This window comes from Paenibacillus sp. Mc5Re-14, assembly GCF_001049835.1.
In the GTDB taxonomy this organism is placed as follows: domain Bacteria; phylum Bacillota; class Bacilli; order Paenibacillales; family Paenibacillaceae; genus Paenibacillus; species Paenibacillus polymyxa_C.
The window spans coordinates 4484201-4503789 of the sequence record NZ_CVPD01000001.1 but is presented as its reverse complement, the minus strand read 5'-3'; the positions used below and the strand labels follow the sequence as shown (position 1 = coordinate 4503789).

The 19589-nt window shown below is 44.8% G+C and carries 19 protein-coding genes; 3 read left to right on the top strand and 16 right to left on the bottom strand.

Annotated features, from left to right (window positions below):
* Positions 1 to 71: 71 nt before the first annotated feature.
* From BN1546_RS20640 to BN1546_RS20630, 3 genes are all read right to left on the bottom strand, one after another.
* Entirely contained in the window at positions 72 to 461 is a 390-nt protein-coding gene (locus BN1546_RS20640; RefSeq protein WP_013372105.1) for a DUF3397 domain-containing protein, read from the bottom strand.
* Positions 462 to 465: 4 nt separating this feature from the next.
* A complete protein-coding gene (locus BN1546_RS20635; RefSeq protein WP_090738737.1) occupies positions 466 to 1446 on the bottom strand; it encodes a ketopantoate reductase family protein in 981 nt (326 codons plus the stop codon).
* A gap of 103 nt (positions 1447 to 1549) precedes the next feature.
* Positions 1550 to 2200: an RsfA family transcriptional regulator gene (locus BN1546_RS20630; protein ID WP_013372107.1), complete on the bottom strand. Its 651-nt coding sequence runs from the start codon at positions 2198 to 2200 to the stop codon at positions 1550 to 1552.
* Positions 2201 to 2496: 296 nt separating this feature from the next.
* On the opposite strand from BN1546_RS20630, the gene BN1546_RS20625 reads away from it, so the two are divergent.
* Positions 2497 to 3582: a coiled-coil domain-containing protein gene (locus BN1546_RS20625; protein WP_058829881.1), complete on the top strand. Its 1086-nt coding sequence runs from the start codon at positions 2497 to 2499 to the stop codon at positions 3580 to 3582.
* A gap of 58 nt (positions 3583 to 3640) precedes the next feature.
* Here the strand turns inward: BN1546_RS20625 and BN1546_RS20620 are convergent, their stop codons facing one another.
* The 5 genes from BN1546_RS20620 to BN1546_RS20600 form a co-directional block, all read right to left on the bottom strand.
* Positions 3641 to 4972 (bottom strand): PhoH family protein, encoded by a 1332-nt coding sequence (locus BN1546_RS20620; RefSeq protein WP_013372109.1) that lies wholly within the window; start codon positions 4970 to 4972, stop codon positions 3641 to 3643.
* Positions 4973 to 5273: 301 nt separating this feature from the next.
* Positions 5274 to 6335, bottom strand: coding sequence for an LCP family protein (locus BN1546_RS20615; protein ID WP_058829882.1), 1062 nt, complete (start codon positions 6333 to 6335; stop codon positions 5274 to 5276).
* Positions 6336 to 6460: 125 nt separating this feature from the next.
* Positions 6461 to 8302: a translational GTPase TypA gene (gene typA / locus BN1546_RS20610; protein WP_013372111.1), complete on the bottom strand. Its 1842-nt coding sequence runs from the start codon at positions 8300 to 8302 to the stop codon at positions 6461 to 6463.
* 293 nt (positions 8303 to 8595) lie between these two features.
* Positions 8596 to 9087 carry a hypothetical protein gene (locus tag BN1546_RS20605; protein WP_013372112.1) on the bottom strand — a complete coding sequence of 164 codons (492 nt, stop codon included), beginning with the start codon at positions 9085 to 9087 and terminating at the stop codon, positions 8596 to 8598.
* Positions 9088 to 9249: 162 nt separating this feature from the next.
* Complete coding sequence (locus BN1546_RS20600; protein ID WP_016324552.1) at positions 9250 to 9909, bottom strand: TerC family protein; 660 nt, start codon at positions 9907 to 9909, stop codon at positions 9250 to 9252.
* 216 nt (positions 9910 to 10125) lie between these two features.
* On the opposite strand from BN1546_RS20600, the gene BN1546_RS20595 reads away from it, so the two are divergent.
* Positions 10126 to 10821: a TerC family protein gene (locus tag BN1546_RS20595; RefSeq protein ID WP_090738736.1), complete on the top strand. Its 696-nt coding sequence runs from the start codon at positions 10126 to 10128 to the stop codon at positions 10819 to 10821.
* 71 nt (positions 10822 to 10892) lie between these two features.
* Here the strand turns inward: BN1546_RS20595 and thiI are convergent, their stop codons facing one another.
* From thiI to BN1546_RS20565, 6 genes are all read right to left on the bottom strand, one after another.
* On the bottom strand, positions 10893 to 12119 hold the full coding sequence (gene thiI, locus BN1546_RS20590) for a tRNA uracil 4-sulfurtransferase ThiI (protein ID WP_013372116.1): 1227 nt from the start codon (positions 12117 to 12119) through the stop codon (positions 10893 to 10895).
* Between the two features lies 1 nt (position 12120).
* Entirely contained in the window at positions 12121 to 13269 is a 1149-nt protein-coding gene (locus tag BN1546_RS20585; RefSeq protein WP_090738735.1) for a cysteine desulfurase family protein, read from the bottom strand.
* 155 nt (positions 13270 to 13424) lie between these two features.
* Entirely contained in the window at positions 13425 to 14123 is a 699-nt protein-coding gene (locus tag BN1546_RS20580; protein WP_090738734.1) for a lytic transglycosylase domain-containing protein, read from the bottom strand.
* A 163-nt stretch (positions 14124 to 14286) separates the two neighbouring features.
* Complete coding sequence (locus BN1546_RS20575) at positions 14287 to 14682, bottom strand: hypothetical protein (protein WP_013372119.1); 396 nt, start codon at positions 14680 to 14682, stop codon at positions 14287 to 14289.
* Between the two features lie 41 nt (positions 14683 to 14723).
* Positions 14724 to 14951: a DUF1540 domain-containing protein gene (locus BN1546_RS20570; protein WP_013372120.1), complete on the bottom strand. Its 228-nt coding sequence runs from the start codon at positions 14949 to 14951 to the stop codon at positions 14724 to 14726.
* 187 nt (positions 14952 to 15138) lie between these two features.
* Positions 15139 to 15645, bottom strand: coding sequence for a YpuI family protein (locus tag BN1546_RS20565; RefSeq protein WP_016821571.1), 507 nt, complete (start codon positions 15643 to 15645; stop codon positions 15139 to 15141).
* 186 nt (positions 15646 to 15831) lie between these two features.
* Here BN1546_RS20565 and BN1546_RS20560 point away from each other — a divergent pair, with 186 nt between their 5' ends.
* Positions 15832 to 17712, top strand: coding sequence for a S8 family peptidase (locus BN1546_RS20560; RefSeq protein WP_090738733.1), 1881 nt, complete (start codon positions 15832 to 15834; stop codon positions 17710 to 17712).
* Between the two features lie 57 nt (positions 17713 to 17769).
* Here the strand turns inward: BN1546_RS20560 and BN1546_RS20555 are convergent, their stop codons facing one another.
* Both BN1546_RS20555 and BN1546_RS20550 read right to left on the bottom strand, forming a co-directional pair.
* Positions 17770 to 18000, bottom strand: coding sequence for a hypothetical protein (locus BN1546_RS20555; protein WP_090738732.1), 231 nt, complete (start codon positions 17998 to 18000; stop codon positions 17770 to 17772).
* Between the two features lie 88 nt (positions 18001 to 18088).
* On the bottom strand, positions 18089 to 19564 hold the full coding sequence (locus tag BN1546_RS20550) for a MocR-like pyridoxine biosynthesis transcription factor PdxR (RefSeq protein WP_090738731.1): 1476 nt from the start codon (positions 19562 to 19564) through the stop codon (positions 18089 to 18091).
* Positions 19565 to 19589 lie beyond the last annotated feature (25 nt).

Here is a 19589-nt window from a genome sequence, read left to right as displayed (position 1 = left end):
TCAAATTGAGCTTTTTTTTTCAAAAAAACATGATTAATTCATATTTTTTCAGCATTTCATGTCATATTTCATCACATAGAATTGAATATATTTTTAAATATACCAACAACAGTCAACAAAGTATACGCTAATGTCATCGCCATAAAAGTTAATCTCCAGACCGCTCTACATAATCTTTTACCATCAACCTTTCCTTTTATTCGGTTTTGAGCTCCTCCAATTAAACCCAATGCCAGTAACAACAGCAGTAGAATCAAATAAAAACCGAATCGGGATGTAAATAGGACATTAAAGAGTGCTGCGACGGAAAATATCAGAAAAAAAGTGGTAATATCCATAGAAGTAAGCAATGATTTCTTCTTTTCCATTTTAAGAATGTAGCGACATACCGCAAACACGATCAAAAACGGAAAAAAGGGTAGAATACTGAAAGTGATAATAGTACCTTGTATAAGACTCAACTGATCACCCCTCTTTTAGCCGCATTCCTTCAATTAATTGCCACAATACCTCATGAGTTGGTGCACTAATCCCAGCTCGATTTGCCATCTGCACCAGTTGCCCGTTAATGGAAGCAACTTCGGTCATGGACTGTGCAAGTACATCAGCTAGCATAGATGAGTGATTCTCTGCCGTTGCCCGGCAAACATCCATAATTTGATCCCACCATGAACTTTCCCAGCGGATACCATGAGCTTCATACACTTGAATGCCTTCATCATATAGTTTACGCATCATATGTATTCGAACAGGCTCCGATAGCAGCTCGCCATTTCGAACTCGCCATACGGCTGTCAGTGGATTGATCACAGCGTTAATCAACAACTTGCGATAAATCCCTTTCTCGATTTCTTTCGACAAGCAAACGTCAAATCCTGCTGCAAGCAGCCGATTTAGCACACATTGTTTGAATTGATTGTTGTGCTCCCCCTCTCCTTCCTCCGAAAATCCAATTTCAGTCACGCCCGATCCTGCATGCACAATGGATGCTGCCCCCTGTTTCTTGGCTCCTTCGGTTGTCACAGCAGGGTATATTACAGCTTTAGGCCACGCCTGCCTGATGCGTTCTATATGACCGATTCCATTCTGCAAACAAATAATCCCTGGATCTGTTTCCGTTTGAGCCACAGGCTGGATCTGTTCCAGTACTTCTCCTATCGCCCCCTGTTTGGTCAAAAACATAATCCATCGTGCCGGAGCCTGTGAATTTAACCGTTGCCAATCTGCCAATGGCGCTACCTTTAATTGGTCCCCCGCCACATGAACAACCACCTGCCCCTCATTATCAAGCACAGTGATCCCTTCACGAGCAATGATGTGTGCCTGTTCAAGTGTTCGTGTCCACAGCCTTACTGTAGCACCCGTAGCCGATAATCTCCCGGCAAACAGCAATCCCAGCGAACCCGCTCCAATAATATCAATCACTTTGTATCGTCTCGCTTCCATCTTTTTTTCTACTATATCATATGCACTCCAATGAAATAACAAAAAACGCCAACTACGGCCAAGCGATAGTTGACGTTTTATTTAGATAGCTATTGTAATCTTGCTACTCAATGCGCTCTAGATTCCCATTAGCGTCCATTTTGAACCTGGATTTAAGCTCTTCCTCATCTTCAGTGATTAAAGCTAATCGCCGGGCACGGTCCATAATCTGAATCAGAGCTTTATAATCATCATTTACAACACGATAGTCGGTCTGCACATCATTCACTTCTTTGGACAACCGGTCATTAATGGAGCGAAGCTGATTTAATTCTTCTTCCTTTTCCCGCAAATCTTTCTCCAGCATCTTAATCTGCCGATTCGTCTCCTGCATAGATCCCTTCCATTGACGCAAGAAGCGAATTACTGCATCAATAGATAACGTATCTTCACTCGTTCCATCTGTTCTGTATCCCCCTTCGACTGGATCGAGCGTGGCAAAGGCCGCCACCTGCGATACACCTACCGGGCTCTGCTTACGAATATAACTGCGCTTCTGGCGCTGTGCTTTGGCAATGCCAATCGCTTCATCGTAACGTTTGCGCACGCAGCTATTCCAACGAAAGCCGCATGCTGCAGAGGTTCTACCTATTTTTTGTCCAACCTCCTCAAACGCAGCGAGCTGTGTTCCACCTTCCCGGATATGCCGCAATGTCACCTCCGCCAATATCAAGTCATCTTCCGCACTCCATGCATCTTGTCTTATTGCAGTCATGCCTCTAGCCCTCCTAACAACATCCTGAAATAACCGTCTTCATGAACCGATCTTGCCGGTATTTGAATAGGGTATAAAAGCTGTTTATTCATTCCTATGCCTCTCGTAGAGTTCATAGAATCTATTTGATACTAAATTGTATTTCCATTTCTGCCAGAACTCATACGTGAAGTAAACAGTTTCGGGTTTCAAGCATGCTCTGACTGCTGTACAATAAAATGAATGGTTAAAGAATAAAAAAGGATCATATACATTACCATTAGTCTTTTTCTGGAATACATAAAAGGGGAAACTAAATGAATAAACGAATAAAAATCGCGATCTGCACCCTGCTGGCCCTCATTATGACGCTGACTACCATATATGTAGGTCCTACTTTGGCCGCTCCCACTCCTGAAGAAAATCAGATTTTACAAGATAGTCTGTCTATCGTGGAGATCGACCATGAAATCGAGCGAATTAGTCAGGAGCAGCAGGCTCTTTTACAGCGTCAGCAGGAACTGCGTAGTAGTCTAGCTGATCAACAGGAGCAAATGAACTTACAACGGAAACGTGCAGGTTCTGTACTGCGATCTTATTATATGGGAGAAAGGGACAAGCTGCTGAGTGTAGTGCTAGGGGCTAAAAGTATAAAGCAACTTCTCTCTCTGTACGATTATTACTTATTATTAATTAGTCACGATCAGGATGTGCTTCAGGAATACGAATCCAATTATCAATTTATGCGCAAAACAGAGCAGCAAGTCGCTCAAGCAACTACGGAACTGGAGACGGTTAAAACAAACCTACTGGCACAACGTAAACGGATTCTCCAACTCCAGTCGCGTGTAGATGACGGCGTTAACGCCAGTGATAGCCCTGAAACCCTACGCAAGCTAATTGGCGAAATGACAGCTTACTGGGAGAATGTAGGGGTATACGAGGTAAATAAACACTTTAAAGCATTAGCTCAAGCGATGCAGGATCTGCCCCAATTCATTCAACAACAGCAAGGGGCCATGGTTACAAATGGAAAAATCATCACAATAAGCATTCGTGAAGAGGAATTTAACCGCTTTTTAAAGTCAGAGAATGAATTGTTTAATCACTTCAATTTCTCCTTTGTGCAGGATCGGATTGTGGTAGAAGGTCAACAAGGAACGATGAAATTGAGGGTAGAAGGTCACTATACGGTAGAGAATGAACCGAAAAATGCAATTCTATTTCATGTAGATCGACTGATATTTAACGGGCTGGAACTGCCGGACACGACTCGCAACAAGCTGGAAGAAGATTTTGATCTCGGCTTCTACCCACAGCAGCTTATTTCATATGTCAAAGCCACAGAAGTACATGCTTTAAAAGGCGTTCTTGAAGTTAAGCTCGAATTAAGCTTTAAGTAAAAACAAAAGACCTCGGGATGTTCCCGAGGTCTTAATTATTTGTAATAACGATCAAAAGTTATAACAGATCAGCTGCCAACTGCGCGAGCTTGGAGCGTTCTCCTTTTTCCAGCATAATATGCCCGCTAATCCCTTCTTGCTTAAAACGCTCCACCACATATGTCAAGCCATTACTGGCTGCATCCAGGTAAGGGTGATCAATCTGCTCCGGATCTCCCATCAGAATGATTTTACTCCCCTCACCTACCCGAGAAACAATCGTTTTGATCTCATGTCGGGATAAGTTTTGCGCCTCATCGACAATAATAAATTGCCCAGGTATCGAACGTCCGCGAATATAAGTGAGCGCCTCCACCTGAATACTGCCCAAGCCCATCAAAATTTTGTCGATATCGCCTGATTTTTTGGCATCAAACAGATACTCTAGATTGTCGTAGATTGGTTGCATCCAGGGGCGAAGCTTTTCATCTTTTTCTCCCGGTAAATAACCGATATCCTTGCCCATAGGAACAACAGGTCGAGCAATTAACAGTTTCTTAAATCGATGCTCATCCTCTACTTTAAGTAACCCCGCCGCTAGCGCCAGCAGCGTTTTGCCTGTACCTGCTTTTCCAGTAATGGTCACAAGTGGGATATCGTCATTAAGCAAAAGTTCCAATGCCATTCGCTGCTGAGCATTACGCGCGCTGATTCCCCACACCGATTCGTTACTTAAGTACAAAGGTTCTAATCGCTCTGCCTCCTGATTTACTTTCAACAGTGCTGATTTTCCAGTGCCCATTTCATCTTTCAAAATAACAAATTCATGTGGATACAGCGTATAAGGTAGCTTCAGTGGTTTGATTGGTAAAAAACGGTTAGAGTAAAATTCATCTATGATGGACGGATGCACCTGTATCGCCGAGTATCCGGGGTACAACTCACTTGGATCGCCTGTTCTATCGGATAGGTAGTCTTCAGTCAGCAGCCCCAATACATCTGCCTTGATTCTGACTAATACGTCTTTACTAACCAACACCACTGAACGCGGTTCAGACTGCTCCTGTTCTTCCAAGTGATAATTTAAGGCGACTGCCAAAATCCGGTTATCGTTCGAAACCTCCCCGAACATCTCCTGAACTTTCAAAAAACTCCGGTGGTTTAACTCAACCTTAAGCCTTCCCCCTTGGGGAAGTGGAACGCCACTGTGAAGATGCCCCACTTCTCTCAACCCGTCCAACAATCGCGATACATTACGGGCATTCCGTCCAATCTCATCCGCGTTGCGTTTTTTGGAGTCGATTTCTTCCAGAACAACAGCTGGAATAACAACTTCATGTTCTTTGAAGGTAAAAATGGCTTTCGGATCATGCAGCAGCACATTCGTATCCAGCACAAAAATTTTCTTCATTAAATCCCCTCCAAAGCGGCGTGGACAATCTCATGTTTCATACCTATACCTATTCACCGGCTACCCAATACTTGCTGATTCCCTGAAAAAAGAACCCCAAAGCAGCATAATGCAACGAAAAGTGTAGCTGAAGATAGCCTCAGAGCCTGTACATTTTTAAAATTAGACACAAAAGGCCCAGTGATTGCTCACTGGACCTAGACTGGGTTCACTTTACATTTAGACATACCTCAACCCCCTTATGCTATATAAGAGCTTTACTCGCTGCGAGTATAACATAAGCGGGGAAAAAGATACATACTCAGGAATTGGAAGAAGCTTCAGTGCTGTCGCTTGCTTTTTTGGATAATTCCTCTTGTAGCGCTTGTTTGGCTAAATCGAGCTGTTGCTCATCAATGTACACATAAGGACTACGCCATGTTCCTGCTACAGGATTGTATTTTACATTTTGCTTGGAAATATTCCAATAGGTTTGTACAATATTTTTCATTTGCTGTGACTCGATATCAGTCATCATATTCTTATCAACCGATTTAATAATTGCACTAAACTTGGTCAAAGCGTTAAAGGTTTGCATTTGGTCAATTAGGGAATGAAGCACCTGATTTTGTCGACGATTGCGATCAAAGTCGTCAGATTCAGCTGTTCTCGGACGACAATTCGACTTGCGGTAGCGAACAAAATCAAGAGCTTGGTCACCATTCAAATGCTTGGCCCCAGCTGTCAGGTTAATATCGGTACCATCAGCACGGTCTCGGTAACACATATTTTTATCAACCGTCACATCTACGCCACCTAGATTATCTACAACATCTCTAAAGCCCTGGAAGTTAATAACCGTTACATAATCAATATTAATGTTTAAATATTTGCCGATCATCTTCTTCATTTGCTCTTCAGCAACTTCGCCAGACTCTTTCTCTCTAGCCTTAAACACCGGATAATACTCATTCAGCTTGCGTGGCTTATACCCATCCATTTCTAGACGCGTATCACGAGGCAAGGACACAATGGTAGACGATTTTGTATTAGGGTTCAATGTAGCTACCATAATAACGTCTGACAAATAAGTCGGATGGTCAGGGCGATAGTCGGTTCCAAGCAATAAGATAGTCAAAGGCTTAGCCTCAGCCAATTGCGTTTTGGGCACTTCCTTGTTGATTCCAGTATCCAAAACTTCCTCTACCTGATTGTAAATATAGTAGGTATAACCACCTGCTGCCAAGATACCTATAATGAGTAGAAATAAGACAAACTTCATAAACGATCTGAAAAAGCTTTTTTTCTTTTTCGTTTTTTTCGGTTTGGCGGATTTTTTCCCGCTTTGTGTCCGGGGAGGCAATCCATTCGAAAGATTACTCATGCTTCAACACCTTTTCCTGCGTTTTGAGAAATATAGCTTTCTCCAAGTTTACAATCCTAAAACACATACAGCGGCGCATCCCGTTTCCGGGCGTCGCCGCTGTGGCCGAAGACCAATCCTATGAATTACATATTTGCTTGTGCTGTTTTACGTTGTTTCTCCGCACGCTCGCGCTCACCTTTGTTCAGGATCTTTTTACGCAAACGAATGGATTTTGGAGTGATTTCACAATACTCATCATCATTCAGGTATTCAAGCGCCTGCTCCAGAGAGAAGATAACAGGTGTTTTCAATTTAACCGTATCATCTTTTGTTGCGGAGCGAACGTTCGTCAATTGTTTTTCCTTACAGATGTTAACGACAATGTCGTTATCACGTGTGTGCTCACCAACGATCATACCCTCATAAATTTCAGTCCCTGGCTCCAAGAACAAAATACCGCGATCTTCTACGCCCAGCATACCATAAAATGTAGAGGTGCCGTTTTCCGTGGACACGAGTACACCTTGATGACGTCCACCCACTTGACCGCCAACAAATGGTCCATAGCTGTCAAATGCATGGTTCATTACACCGTAGCCACGAGTCAAAGTCAGGAAGTTTGTAGTGTAACCGATCAAACCACGTGCAGGGATCAGGAATTCCAAGCGAACCTGTCCAGTACCGTTATTAATCATGTTGACCATTTCGGCTTTACGGGAGCCCAGACTTTCCATAACTGCGCCCATGCTTTCTTCTGGAATATCGATGAGAAGACGTTCGATTGGCTCCATTTTTTTACCGTCAATTTCCTTAACGATAACTTCCGGTTTGGACACTTGCAGTTCGTAACCTTCACGACGCATGTTTTCAATCAGGATTCCCAAATGCAATTCACCACGTCCAGATACAATAAAGGCATCCGGGCTATCCGTTTCATCGACACGTAAGCTGACATCTGTTTCGAGTTCTTTCAGAAGACGCTCACGCAATTTACGGGATGTTACCCACTTACCATCGCGACCTGCGAATGGACTGTTGTTAACCAAGAAGGTCATTTGCAGTGTAGGCTCATCAATTTTCAGTACAGGCAATGCTTCAGGATGATTTGGATCGGCAATGGTTTCACCAATGTTGATGTCCTTAATCCCCGCAATCGCCACAATGTCACCCGCGCCTGCTTGATCGGTTTCAATCCGTTTCAGTCCTTGGAAGCCGAACAACTTCTCAATACGCGCTGATTTACTGCTGCCATCACGCTGGATAACTGTGACCGCTTGTCCCTGCTTGATGATACCGCGGTTCACCCGACCTACTGCAATTCGGCCCAGGTATTCGTTATAGTCCATCAGTGTTACGAGGAATTGAAGAGGCTCATCTACTTTCTCAGTTGGAGCTGGAATATGCTCTACCACTGTTTCATACAATGCTTGCATGTTGTCATCTTGCTTTTCAGCATCCATGCTGGAAGTTCCGTTCAGTGCTGAAGCGTACACAACAGGGAATTCTAATTGCTCATCATTTGCACCCAGCTCGATGAACAGATCCAGTACTTCGTCAATGACTTCTGCCGGACGAGCTGCCGGACGGTCAATTTTATTTACTACAACGATAGGCGTCAAATTTTGTTCCAGCGCTTTACGCAGTACGAATTTCGTTTGCGGCATGCAGCCTTCGTAAGCATCAACGACCAGCAAAACGCCGTCAACCATTTTCATAATCCGTTCCACTTCACCACCAAAGTCGGCGTGTCCCGGTGTATCTACAATGTTAATCAGGTAATCTTTGTAAGTGATAGCTGTATTTTTAGCCAAAATCGTAATACCGCGTTCACGTTCCAGATCGTTGGAGTCCATGGCGCGCTCCTGAACAGCCTCGTGTTCTCTAAATGTTCCGGACTGTTGAAGCAACTTATCGACAAGTGTCGTTTTTCCGTGGTCAACGTGGGCAATAATCGCAATATTGCGAATGTTCTCTCTTGCATGCATGGTTTGTATCCATATCCTTTCCGTATATCAAAATAGTGTCTCTATCCTGAAGCAATGCTCATTCAAGGCTAACAATCGTTCTTTAGGCCCACTCCCTGCCAGCCTTCTATATGTTTCAGGCTTTATACAGACAGCTTCTCTCTCCGATTCGCGTGAAAACCTTAAAATAAGCGTCAGAAATCATTCCGACGCTCTTTTCATATCCATTATATTATAGTAGAAATATGTCATAAAGCAAGACATTATTGCCCGTTCCGTAATTTACCGCCATGAAATTTGCACAGCTTGTCGGTTTACCAGTTGCGTTTGCTACGGTTGTTTATGACCAACCAGATTCCAGCTCCGATCAGTAAAACGGCAATAATATACATGATACCTGTACTTAGCAAGGTAATAATCAATAATAGCACCGATATCAAGCCTAATAGTACGCTCCCTGTATATACATTACGAGAAAGCGAAATATCATTAATGGCATACTCCCATAATCCAATCGCCACACCTAGAAGAAACAAAGGCCATAAGTAGCCCATTAAATGCCATCCCCAAGTATTGCAGAGAAAAAAGAGGAAGCCATATACCGACAAAATCCCTGCCGGCAGCAACATAAAGGGTGATACTTTACGCATCATATACATTGCATGTAGCACGATTCCAGGTATTAAAATCAGCAAGGGCCAAAGGTTGCGTCCCAAGAAGGAGAACATCCCCAATTTCCCCAACAAAATAATCAGTCCTACGGCAACAATGCCTACTCCGATCATACGCTCTTTTCCGGAATTCATCGTGGTCTCCTTTGTTTGCTGGATTTGTTTTTGAGTCATTAAATGTAGTTGTTTCTAAGTGCACTTTTATGAATATAGAATTTTTACAAAAACCGAGCTGAATCCCCGGCATCTGCAAAACCCTATGTCTAGTTTAGCCGATGTTTTCCAAAAAAACTACGTTCAAATATGACGGGGCCGTAGTTGCCGATATATTCCTGCAATGACAACTGCTGCTGCCAACAAGACCGGTAACCATGCATGTATAACCTCACCCAAGTCTGCTAACCATATGCCCAATTTGGGATCACGCAGTAGCATTTCTCCCGCCGTAAAGGCCAGGATAGCAGATCCCAGCAGAACAAGGATCGGGAACCGATGAAGCCAGATTGCTATCACGTTGCTGCCCCAGACGACAATCGGAATACTAATTGCAATACCAATGACTATAATAGCAATGTCCCCATTGGCTAGAGCTGCAATAGCTAATACGTTATCTAGACTCATCACAAAGTCTGCTAATAGTATCACTTGTATTGCCTTCCATATGGTTGTTTCCGCTCTTACTCCTACATGATCATCATTCTCATACAGCAGCTTAAATGCAATCCATAACAGAAGTAAACCGCCCGCCGCCTGAATAAAGGGTATGCCCAGCAAAATGACAGCTACAAAAGTCAACACACAGCGCAGCAGGACCGCACCGACTGCCCCCCACCATATCGCTTGACTTCGCTGCCTTGCAGGCAAGTTTTTGCTCGCCATGGCTATAACAACTGCATTATCACCGCTTAGCACCAAATTAATCATTAATATTTTCAATAGCAAAATGACATGCTCCATATGTACAAACACCCCCATCCTACATGTATGCGAAATTGGACGAGGCTATGCTTGCAAGCTTTTCGAATAAGTCATAATTTAGTAATAACTAATGGCAATTTGATTGAGTATAAACCTTGAATTCAATAACAAACAGCAATATAATGAATCGTATTTCCGAAAAACGGGTATTAACATAAACAACATGCAATGTTTTGAGGATGTTTAATCAGGGAGATGAGAACGATTGACATGTCCGTACTTCAGTTCTTTTGGCTACTTCTTAATGTGATATTTATTGACCTTCTGCTCGCAGGAGATAATGCGATTGTAATTGGGCTTGCCGCCAGAAAGCTGTCTCCTGCAACGCAAAAAAAAGCGATACTATACGGCACCGGGGGTGCCCTGCTCATCCGCATAGCAGCCACTATTGTGGTCCTCTGGTTACTTCAAGTACCGTGGTTGTTACTCATCGGGGGTGTGATGCTAGTCTGGATCGCGTATAAGTTGCTCGTGGACCAAGAGGATCATGCCGAAGTTAAAGCAGGAACAACTCTATGGGGGGCTATCCGCACCATTATTGTCGCCGATGCAGCAATGGGTCTGGACAACGTTATTGCTGTTGCTGGCGCGGCCCAGCAGCATTTGCTACTTGTAGTGCTGGGCCTGTTAATCAGTGTGCCGATCGTTGTATGGGGAAGCACTCTTTTTATCAAGCTGATCAATAAATTCCCCTGGATTATCTATTTAGGATCGGCGGTGCTTGGTTATACGGCCTCTAATATGATCACTGAAGAACGTAAGCTGGCACCATACTTTACGGAGCATCCGGCGCTGCGTATCTTGTTTATTGCCACCGTTATGGCTGGCATTTTGCTCACAGGATATCTTCAAAATCGCAGAGCAGTATCCCGTCGAGAAAAAGCCGTCTAAAAGAGGTTTCAAAAAAGACCCCACCCAAATAAAAAGGCAGACCCCAATATTGTTGCGGGTCTGCCTTTTTATTAAAACCAATCTTCCTGTATAACTTCCTCTTTACGCCCCTCTACAGCTCCACCTGCCTCAAGGACAACCGTTTCCGTTGTAGCTACAGCCTGATCGATCAAAGCATTTAAATCCCGAATAGAGGCTTCAATCTTCTGAACTACCCACAAATTCGGATTGGTGGTGGGAGATTTAGGAACAAACAATGTACAACAATCCTCATATGGGAGAATGGATAAATCGTAGGTGCCAATTTGCTTAGCGATTTCTGTAATCTCCTGCTTATCCATCATGACGAGAGGTCGCAGCAAGGGGAGTTCCGTCGAACGACCAATCACATTCATGCTGGATAGCGTTTGACTAGCAACTTGGCCCAGACTGTCGCCCGTCACGAGTGCCAATGCTCCTTCACGCTCTGCCAGCATCGTTGCAATTCGCAGCATAGACCGTCTCATTAGCGTAATAATTAAATTATCCTGCCCAGTGCGTGTAAAGGCCGTCTGCACCTCTGTAAACGGTACGAGGTGGATTTTGATTCGGCCTGCATAGCCTGCTAATACTTTTGCCAAATCAATAACCTTTTCTTTCGCACGCTCACTTGTAAACGGATAGCTATAAAAATGTACACATTCGATTTCCAAGCCTCTACGCATGGATGACCATCCTGCTACCGGACTGTCAATTCCACCGGACAGCAGCAGCATAGCTTTGCCGTTGGTTCCTAACGGAAAGCCCCCTACAGCCATAATAACATCACTAAAAATATATGCCGCCTGCTCTCTTACCTCCACACGTAGCTCAATATCAGGTTGACGCACGTCGACCTTCAATGCCTGAAACGTCCGCAAAATAGGAGAACCAATTAAATGATTCAACTCTTGTGAAGAATGGGGGAATTCCTTCCATACCCTGCGGGCATTTACCTTGAATGTCGTTCCCTCGTCTACGTTCAGCTCATGCATTAAAGCTACAGCCGTCTCAATGATAGCATCCAGCTCAACAGGAGCCATTTTGACAGGACTAATCGTCGTGATGCCAAACACCTTTTGCAACACTTGAATGATCTGTTCATAAGGCTCTCCTCCGAGAACTACATAAATCCGTCCAAATTCCTTGCGCAACGAAGCACCTGGAAAAGGCTTAAGCAGCAGCTTTACGTGTTTCAGTACAGCCTTCTCAAAACGAGCCCGATTCTTCCCTTTTAATGTAAATTCGCCGAAGCGAAGTAAAAGCATATCATAGTGCATTTTAACGTTTCCACCTTTCAAGGGATTCCAGCTTGGCTACAGCCTGTCGAAGCGCAAGTATGAGCTCGTCGATATCCTGTTCCGTATGTTCATCACCAAAGCTGATACGTATGCCGCCGGCTGCTTCTGCCTCATTGCGGCCCATCGCCAACAGTACCCGGCTAGGCTCGGCTAATTTTGAAGAGCAAGCCGATTTGGTGGACACTGCCACACCCAATTGCTCCAGCGTATGCAGCAGTACCTCGGCCTTCATGCCCGGATACGAAAAGTGGACAATATGCGGCGCTTCTTTCCCACTGTTCAGCCGCAGTTGTGGGATTGTTTTCACTTCTTCGGCCACCCGTTCTCTCCACTCGATCATGCGCCGTGCAGTCTCTGCTTGTCGTTCGCCCGCCAGCCGTACAGCCTTGGACATACCGACAAGCAGTGGTACATTTTCGGTACCCGCACGAACCCCTTGCTCCTGAGAGCCACCACTAAGCAATGGGAAAAGCTCTACGCCTTCCCGGACGAATAGCAATCCAGCACCTTTGGGTCCACGCAGCTTATGCGCCGAAAGGCTGTACAGATCAGCCTGCCAGCCCCGGATATCAACCAGCAACTTTCCAAACCCCTGTACACCGTCAACATGAAATAGGACACGGGGGAAGCGCTTCTTCAGTGTAGCTCCGATATCTTGCAACGGTTGCACCCTTCCCGTCTCATTATTGACATGCATGATACTGACTAAAATCGTATCTTTACGAACAGCTGCGCAAACCTGTTCGGCACTCACATGACCTTCCTCATCCACAGGTAAAAAAGTAACTTCAAAACCCAAATTTGTCAGCTGTTTGCAAGCTTCGTACACAGACGGGTGCTCTGTCGACACAGTCACGATATGCTTGCCTCTGGTCTGATAGTGCAAAGCCGCTCCCTTAACGGCAAGATTGTTGCTTTCCGTTGCCCCGGATGTAAAGACAATCTCCGTAGGAGATACTCCCAAAGCTGCAGCGCATACTTCGCGCGAGCGCTTGATCAACTTATCCGCATCCTCTCCATACCGATGCATGGAAGACGGATTGCCATAATGGCGTCTCATTACCTCGGCAACGGTTGTAATCACCTCTGCAAAAGGCGGAGTTGTCGCGGCATAATCAAAATATTTCATCAAACTCTCCTTTCTGCCCCACAACTGCCACAACAAAAAAAGACCAAAACAGGGAAAGGCCGCTTCATTACAGCGACACCCTTTCCCCATATTGATCCTGTCTGCGGACCTAATCGAATTGAAATTACGCACTTTTATGCTATAAGCTATAGGGCTTAGATGGTATATTTTTCACGTGCATTCTGAATTTTGGAAATATATCTTTGCGTTTCTACCGGAAGCTTGTCCAGTACAGACATCAACTGCTCATCACTACTTACGCCAAGCCGCTGTACCCGTCCGGGACCTGCATTGTACGCAGCCAGCGCCATATTTTCCTGTCCGTTAAAACGTTTAATCTGGTAAGACAAATAGCGTACGCCAGCATCAATATTTTGTGCAGGATCATAGGGGTCACTAACTCCCAAACCTTGAGCTGTAGCGTCCATCAACTGCATAAGTCCTTTGGCTCCAGCCGAAGAAGTAACCGATGGATTAAATGAAGATTCCGTATCAATAACTGCTTTAATCAAAGCTACCGGGACGCCGTATTTCTGACTTGCCTCATTAATCAAACTATCATACGCTGTAGCTTTTGTAGGTCCATCCGTTGCCGTATTGGAAGAAGCAGGATAGACTGCCAATGACGAAGTCGTTCCTCTCGATGGTCCCAGTTGAAGCCAGAGCAAACCGTTTTCATCTCTGGTAACATCGCCTGAATTTTCTCGAGTGACAGCATTATCTGTTTCCAGCTGACCTACTTGTTCCAGCAATCCAGAAAAAGCATCCTCTGTACCCGTCTGGGTCGTAGCACTCATATTATTTAACAGCTGCATGTCTAACATGGATTTGGACACGCGCGGATCAATTTGCATGTGGTGTTCCCAACTTTCTATAGTTGTTATATCCCAAATAGCTTGTCGTTATTGCTATGATACAACTTTTTACTATGTACTTCCATACTTTTTAATGAAAAAAAGCTCCGTTTCTGTCGAAAAGACAGCGGAGCTAAGATACCGGAACCTTTAACCAACAGGGTTAGCGCACAAATGGGATAAAAGCAAAATAACTCAATGTTGCTAGTGCGCCAAGACCAATCGACCAAATACCGGTTGTTTTACTGCCATTTACATAAGCAAAAAATCCTAAAACTGCTGCAATGGGTCCCAGCACAATAGACCACATAAACAATGATGCGATACCTGCAGCCAGCCCAATATAGCCGGAAATACGACCACTATTGTTAATAACCTGCTCTTTACCGTTGTTCTCATGTCTGGTCACAACTGGCGAGCCAGGAGCAACCTCTGCTGCATATTCCTCACGATGATGGCGGCGCTTGGCAGAGCGTTCCTGAACATGACGAGGATAATCTACACGTTCACGGCTAACATGCTCTTCATTCTTATGCTTATCGTTTTCATGATCTTCCATAATAACTGCACCTCCAAATGGAAATGAATCGCGTTATACATTTACAGAGACTTCGGCTTAAAGGTGTGGCAACAGGTTGCAGCAGACGTTGCAGCCTTATCACGTTCATCTGAACTAAAGCTTTCCCCCGCATACTCTTCTTTGAATTTTTTTCCGGCATGACCGTCTACTTCAATCATGATCAAATCTGCCTTGCAAAAGTTGTTTTCTCCCCAATAATGGCAATTGGCTACGCTGCACTTTACGATTGGCTTGGCCTCTTGGCTCATGATCATCACCTCGGATTCATTGTCCCCCCGCTCCCCTGCACCTATGCGTTCATGGCATATGGCAGTTGGTGACATACGAAAAAAGCCGCTTCCCCTCGCCTCCTCCAAACTGGCAGGAACAAGTGAAAGCGGCTTGCTTGTCTTGTTTTAGTTTTTGATTAGAAATGAATTTCTTGGATTGAATGCTTTAGGCATGAGTACGACGAGTCTGCATCCGGCGCTGTGTCAAATAATCACTTTCATAATAAGTCAGATCATCACGCAATTCTTCAAAGTTTTTCGTAATGTCCATGATCACTTCGCGGGCGGCTGGCACTGGCGTTTTACGGAAGCGGATAGCATCTTGTCCCGTATAAGCATAGCGTCCGTCCTCTGCGTAAGATTCATTTTTGGGATAAAAAAAGCTGTTCACGCAGTCATGGTATACGTTATACAATGCCTTTTCCGCAAAATCGACGTCAAAGTTGGCACGGCGCAAAGCCACACCCAGCTTTTCATAGGATACTTCGGAAAAAACAAGGACATGGCGGAGATCCGACAAAAAACCTTTGTAAAAAAGTACGGACTCCTCATTACCATCCACAGCCAGTTGCGGCAGAGCATGCTCATTGAGGAATGTTTCCACACGTTTCACGGCAGTTTTCAGTCTTTCCTGCGCCGACTCACATAATTTTTGTACGTTGACTGCTGACATCAAGGCAGCTCCCCCTTATTTGTTGCTTGTTCATCAATTTGGTTACCCGAAAATAGTCCCTTCTAACCGAAAGAGCTGTAATTTTCAGTATTTATCCTACCACAAATAAGCATTGAAAGGTATAAAAACATGCCAATCTCCTCACGCTAAACCATAAATTTATGAATACTCAAGGAGGACGGTTTCATGTCTCGGCCAAAATGGTTAAAACCCCTGCTCGGAGCAGCTGCCGGGGTGCTTCTGATCACACTGATGCTACCTTCACGCGATCACCGCCAAACACCACAGCCCGAATATACGACCAAGATGGTACCACAGCAGGAGAAGCAGCTTAAAAAAGGAATGTTGGCTTTGGACCTATCCGCTACGGATACCCTCACACGGATGGACGCAAGACAAGATATTCAATACGTAATGCGGGAGCTGAATGGTAAAACTGCCAATCAGAAAAGACAGTTCACCCACACATTGCAGCAATCACACAGTCATCTTCATACGCTCCAGTGGATTCACATTAGGGACGGAAAGACTAACACCTACACAGGCAACAAAGCACAGACAAGTCTGCTGAACCACCCTCAAATTCAAAGCAGCTTGGCTGCGGCTCGTCGTTCCGTCATGCAAAATAAATCCTATGAATCGGCTGCTTTTCAAGTTGAGGGCGGTAAATATTTCATCATGGCTGAACCATCGGCTGATGGAACATGCGGCGTTGCTGCCCTGGTCAGTCAGCAAGTATTGCGTGACGTGGAGAAGCATCAGCGCAAAAATTTGCGTTTAATTCCCTATCCAAAAGAAGGTAGCTACAAAATCGAATCCGTACATCCCGACACATTGCACGATATCACGGTCAAAACGGGTCACGACAACGAAAATGCAAGCCATTATTTTGAAAACGAAATTGTCGTTCGCTTCCGTCACAATCCTGATTCACGACAATTGAAGGAAATTGCAGCAGATTTGCACTGTGAACCAGGCCGTAAGCTTGGTTATACTTATGTATTTCATTCGGATAAAATGAACTTTAAAGAGCTAAAGCAATACTTTTCACAAAAGTGGAACCCGCTTTATGCTGAGCCTCACTATATGTATCTGACCAATGAGAAAGCACCTATCAATGCCGACAGCTCTATTCCTAATGATCTGCTCTTTTCTCGCTATCAATGGAACCTGCCTGCTACCGAAACCAACAGAGGCTGGAAACTAAGCAAAGGCAGCAAAGATGTAATTGTCGCGGTTGTAGATACAGGAGTGGATTTGGACCACCCTGATCTAAAAGGTCAAATTCTTTCTGGGCATAACGTGGTAAACCCGTCTGAAAAGCCTTATGATGACGTCGGTCACGGAACGCATGTCGCGGGCATCATTTCTGCGCTCGTAAATAATGGTGAGGGAGTCGCCGGTATGACGTGGTACAACAAGATCATGCCGATCAAGGTACTTGACCAATCTGGCTCCGGTACAACTTACTCGGTTGCAGAAGGTATTATATGGGCAGCTGATCACGGGGCCAAGGTCATCAATTTGAGTCTGGGCAACTATGCACAAGCTTCATTTTTACATGATGCGATCAAATATGCCTATGACAAAGATGTTGTATTAGTTGCAGCCACAGGCAATGATAATACAGAGCGACCCGGTTATCCAGCAGCGTACCCTGAAGTATTTGCCGTTTCCGCTACAGACTCTTCTATGCACCGCGCATCCTTTTCTAACTACGGCGATTATGTGGACGTCATGGCTCCAGGTGCCAGTATTGCCAGTACGTATCCTGGGAATCAATATGCTGCACTATCGGGTACTTCAATGGCCAGTCCACATGTATCAGCGTTAGCTGCCCTGATTCGATCCGTTAACCCTGATCTAACCAATAAAGAGGTAATGGATTTAATGAGAGACAGCGTAATTGATTTGGGCACACCAGGGCATGACAAATATTTTGGGTATGGTCAAATCGACGTGTATAAAGCATTGAAAGCAGCACAGCGTCCCTATGTTCCCCTGCAATTCTATCCACAGCATTTCAGTGACAAGTTGAAATCCATATTAAAGAAACTGGAAGCCTAGGATACCCCTTTTGGAAAAAGCAGCCATGTTGCTCCATGGCTGCTTTTTTAGGCTTTCTTAACGCTTAGAACTGGTACGGACAGGTCGCTTTCCATGACTGCGTGTATGACAGCATGGGTCACCAGGATCCTTGACAACCACCGGAAATACGTGGTGGGGCACAGGTATAACATGCGCCTGATTGATGATCTCAATCGGATGAACAACAGGTACCACCTGTGGGTAAAATTGATGATTTACAAATTGGATCGGCGGGCACACGATCGGGTCGTAATGACAATGACTCATAATGTGCAACTCCTTTCGGTGAATTAGTACAGCATATTAAGGAGGCATATGCTGTGCTTGGATGTTTAACCCCTAATACAATTATCCCTTATAAAATAGGCTTTCGTTCCACAATGACCGAATGATCAAGAATATCGCCCAACAAATTACATAGCTTGCGCAGACCTGATTTAAGTGTTTCCTTGTCCGTATACGAAAAAGAAATACGGATATGATTACTATCCATACCGCCTGCATAGCACACCGCACCAGGCAAAAAGGAAATGCCTTCACGGTCAGCTACCCGCTCCAATTCTGGAATATCCACCATAGAGGGAAGTTTAATCCATACATTGAGACCACCTTCAGGAGCATACCAGGTAACTTCTGGCGGAGCATAGCGCTGGAGTGTATTCAATGCGACAGTTAGACGATCCCGAATTTGTTCTCGCAATGAAACAAAATGCTGGTCAAGTCGATTCCTGAGAAAAGGTAGCAGTGTTTTTTGCGTTAATAGAGGACTTCCTAAATCCGTAGTTGACTTGGCAGCCACCAAACGATCCATTACACTCCCAGTTGCCGCTACACAAGCTATGCGGCAACCAGGAGCAACGGTTTTGCTGAAACTTTTGATATAGACAACATGCCCTGACTGATCATGCGCCTTGATAGAGAGTGGGGGTTTAGTTTTGTAATACAGATCGGAAAATGGATCATCCTCAACAATGAGACAGTGATAACTTTGAGCCAGATCCAGTAATTGCGTGCGTCTGGCCATCGTCAAAGTTACGCCGGTAGGATTATGAAAGGTAGGTATGGTATAGATCAATTTTGGGGGATGGGTATCACAGAGACGTGTCAAAATATCAATCCGCATACCCTCCTCGTCCATCGGAATCATAATTACTTTGGCACCACGACTAGTGAACACATCAATGGCCCCAGTATAGGTAGGAGCTTCCATGTAGACCACATCTCCCGGGCCAACAAACGTACGCGCCACCAGGTCAATCCCCTGTTGAGCTCCGCTGGTCACAAGCAGTTGCTCTGCCACTATAGGTATACCGCGTTCACTCAAGTGGTCTGCGAACACTTCTCTTAGTTCTAAATCACCTTCAAAAGTTCCATATGCAGCCATTACATCGGAATTTTCAGAGGATAAACGGTGAGTATCTGCGATGATTTCGCGCGTGGGAAGAAGCTCCGGCTGTATTGCCGCTATATGAAAAGAATAGGTAGCCTTTCGGCTATGGTTAAAGTTTCTCCATAACTGTGCACGCGGCAAATAATCGATCAACGACATCTGCCAAGACAAATCCTGCGTCCCCTCATGATAAATCGGTACTGAAGCTTCCGCCACATAGCAACCTTTTCCCTGTGTACACGTAACCAGATTCATGGACTCCAGCTCGGCATACGCCTTGCTTACAGTTACAGGGCTCACCGCAAGCAGACTGGACAGATGACGGATAGAGGGAAGCTTGGTACCCTGAGGTAGTAGCCCTGACTGAATGCGATCCGCTAATGTTTTGGTAATCTGTAAATATAACTTGACACTGCTGTTGCGGCTGAGATCAATATGCATCGGAACCCTTCCCTCCAAAAATCAA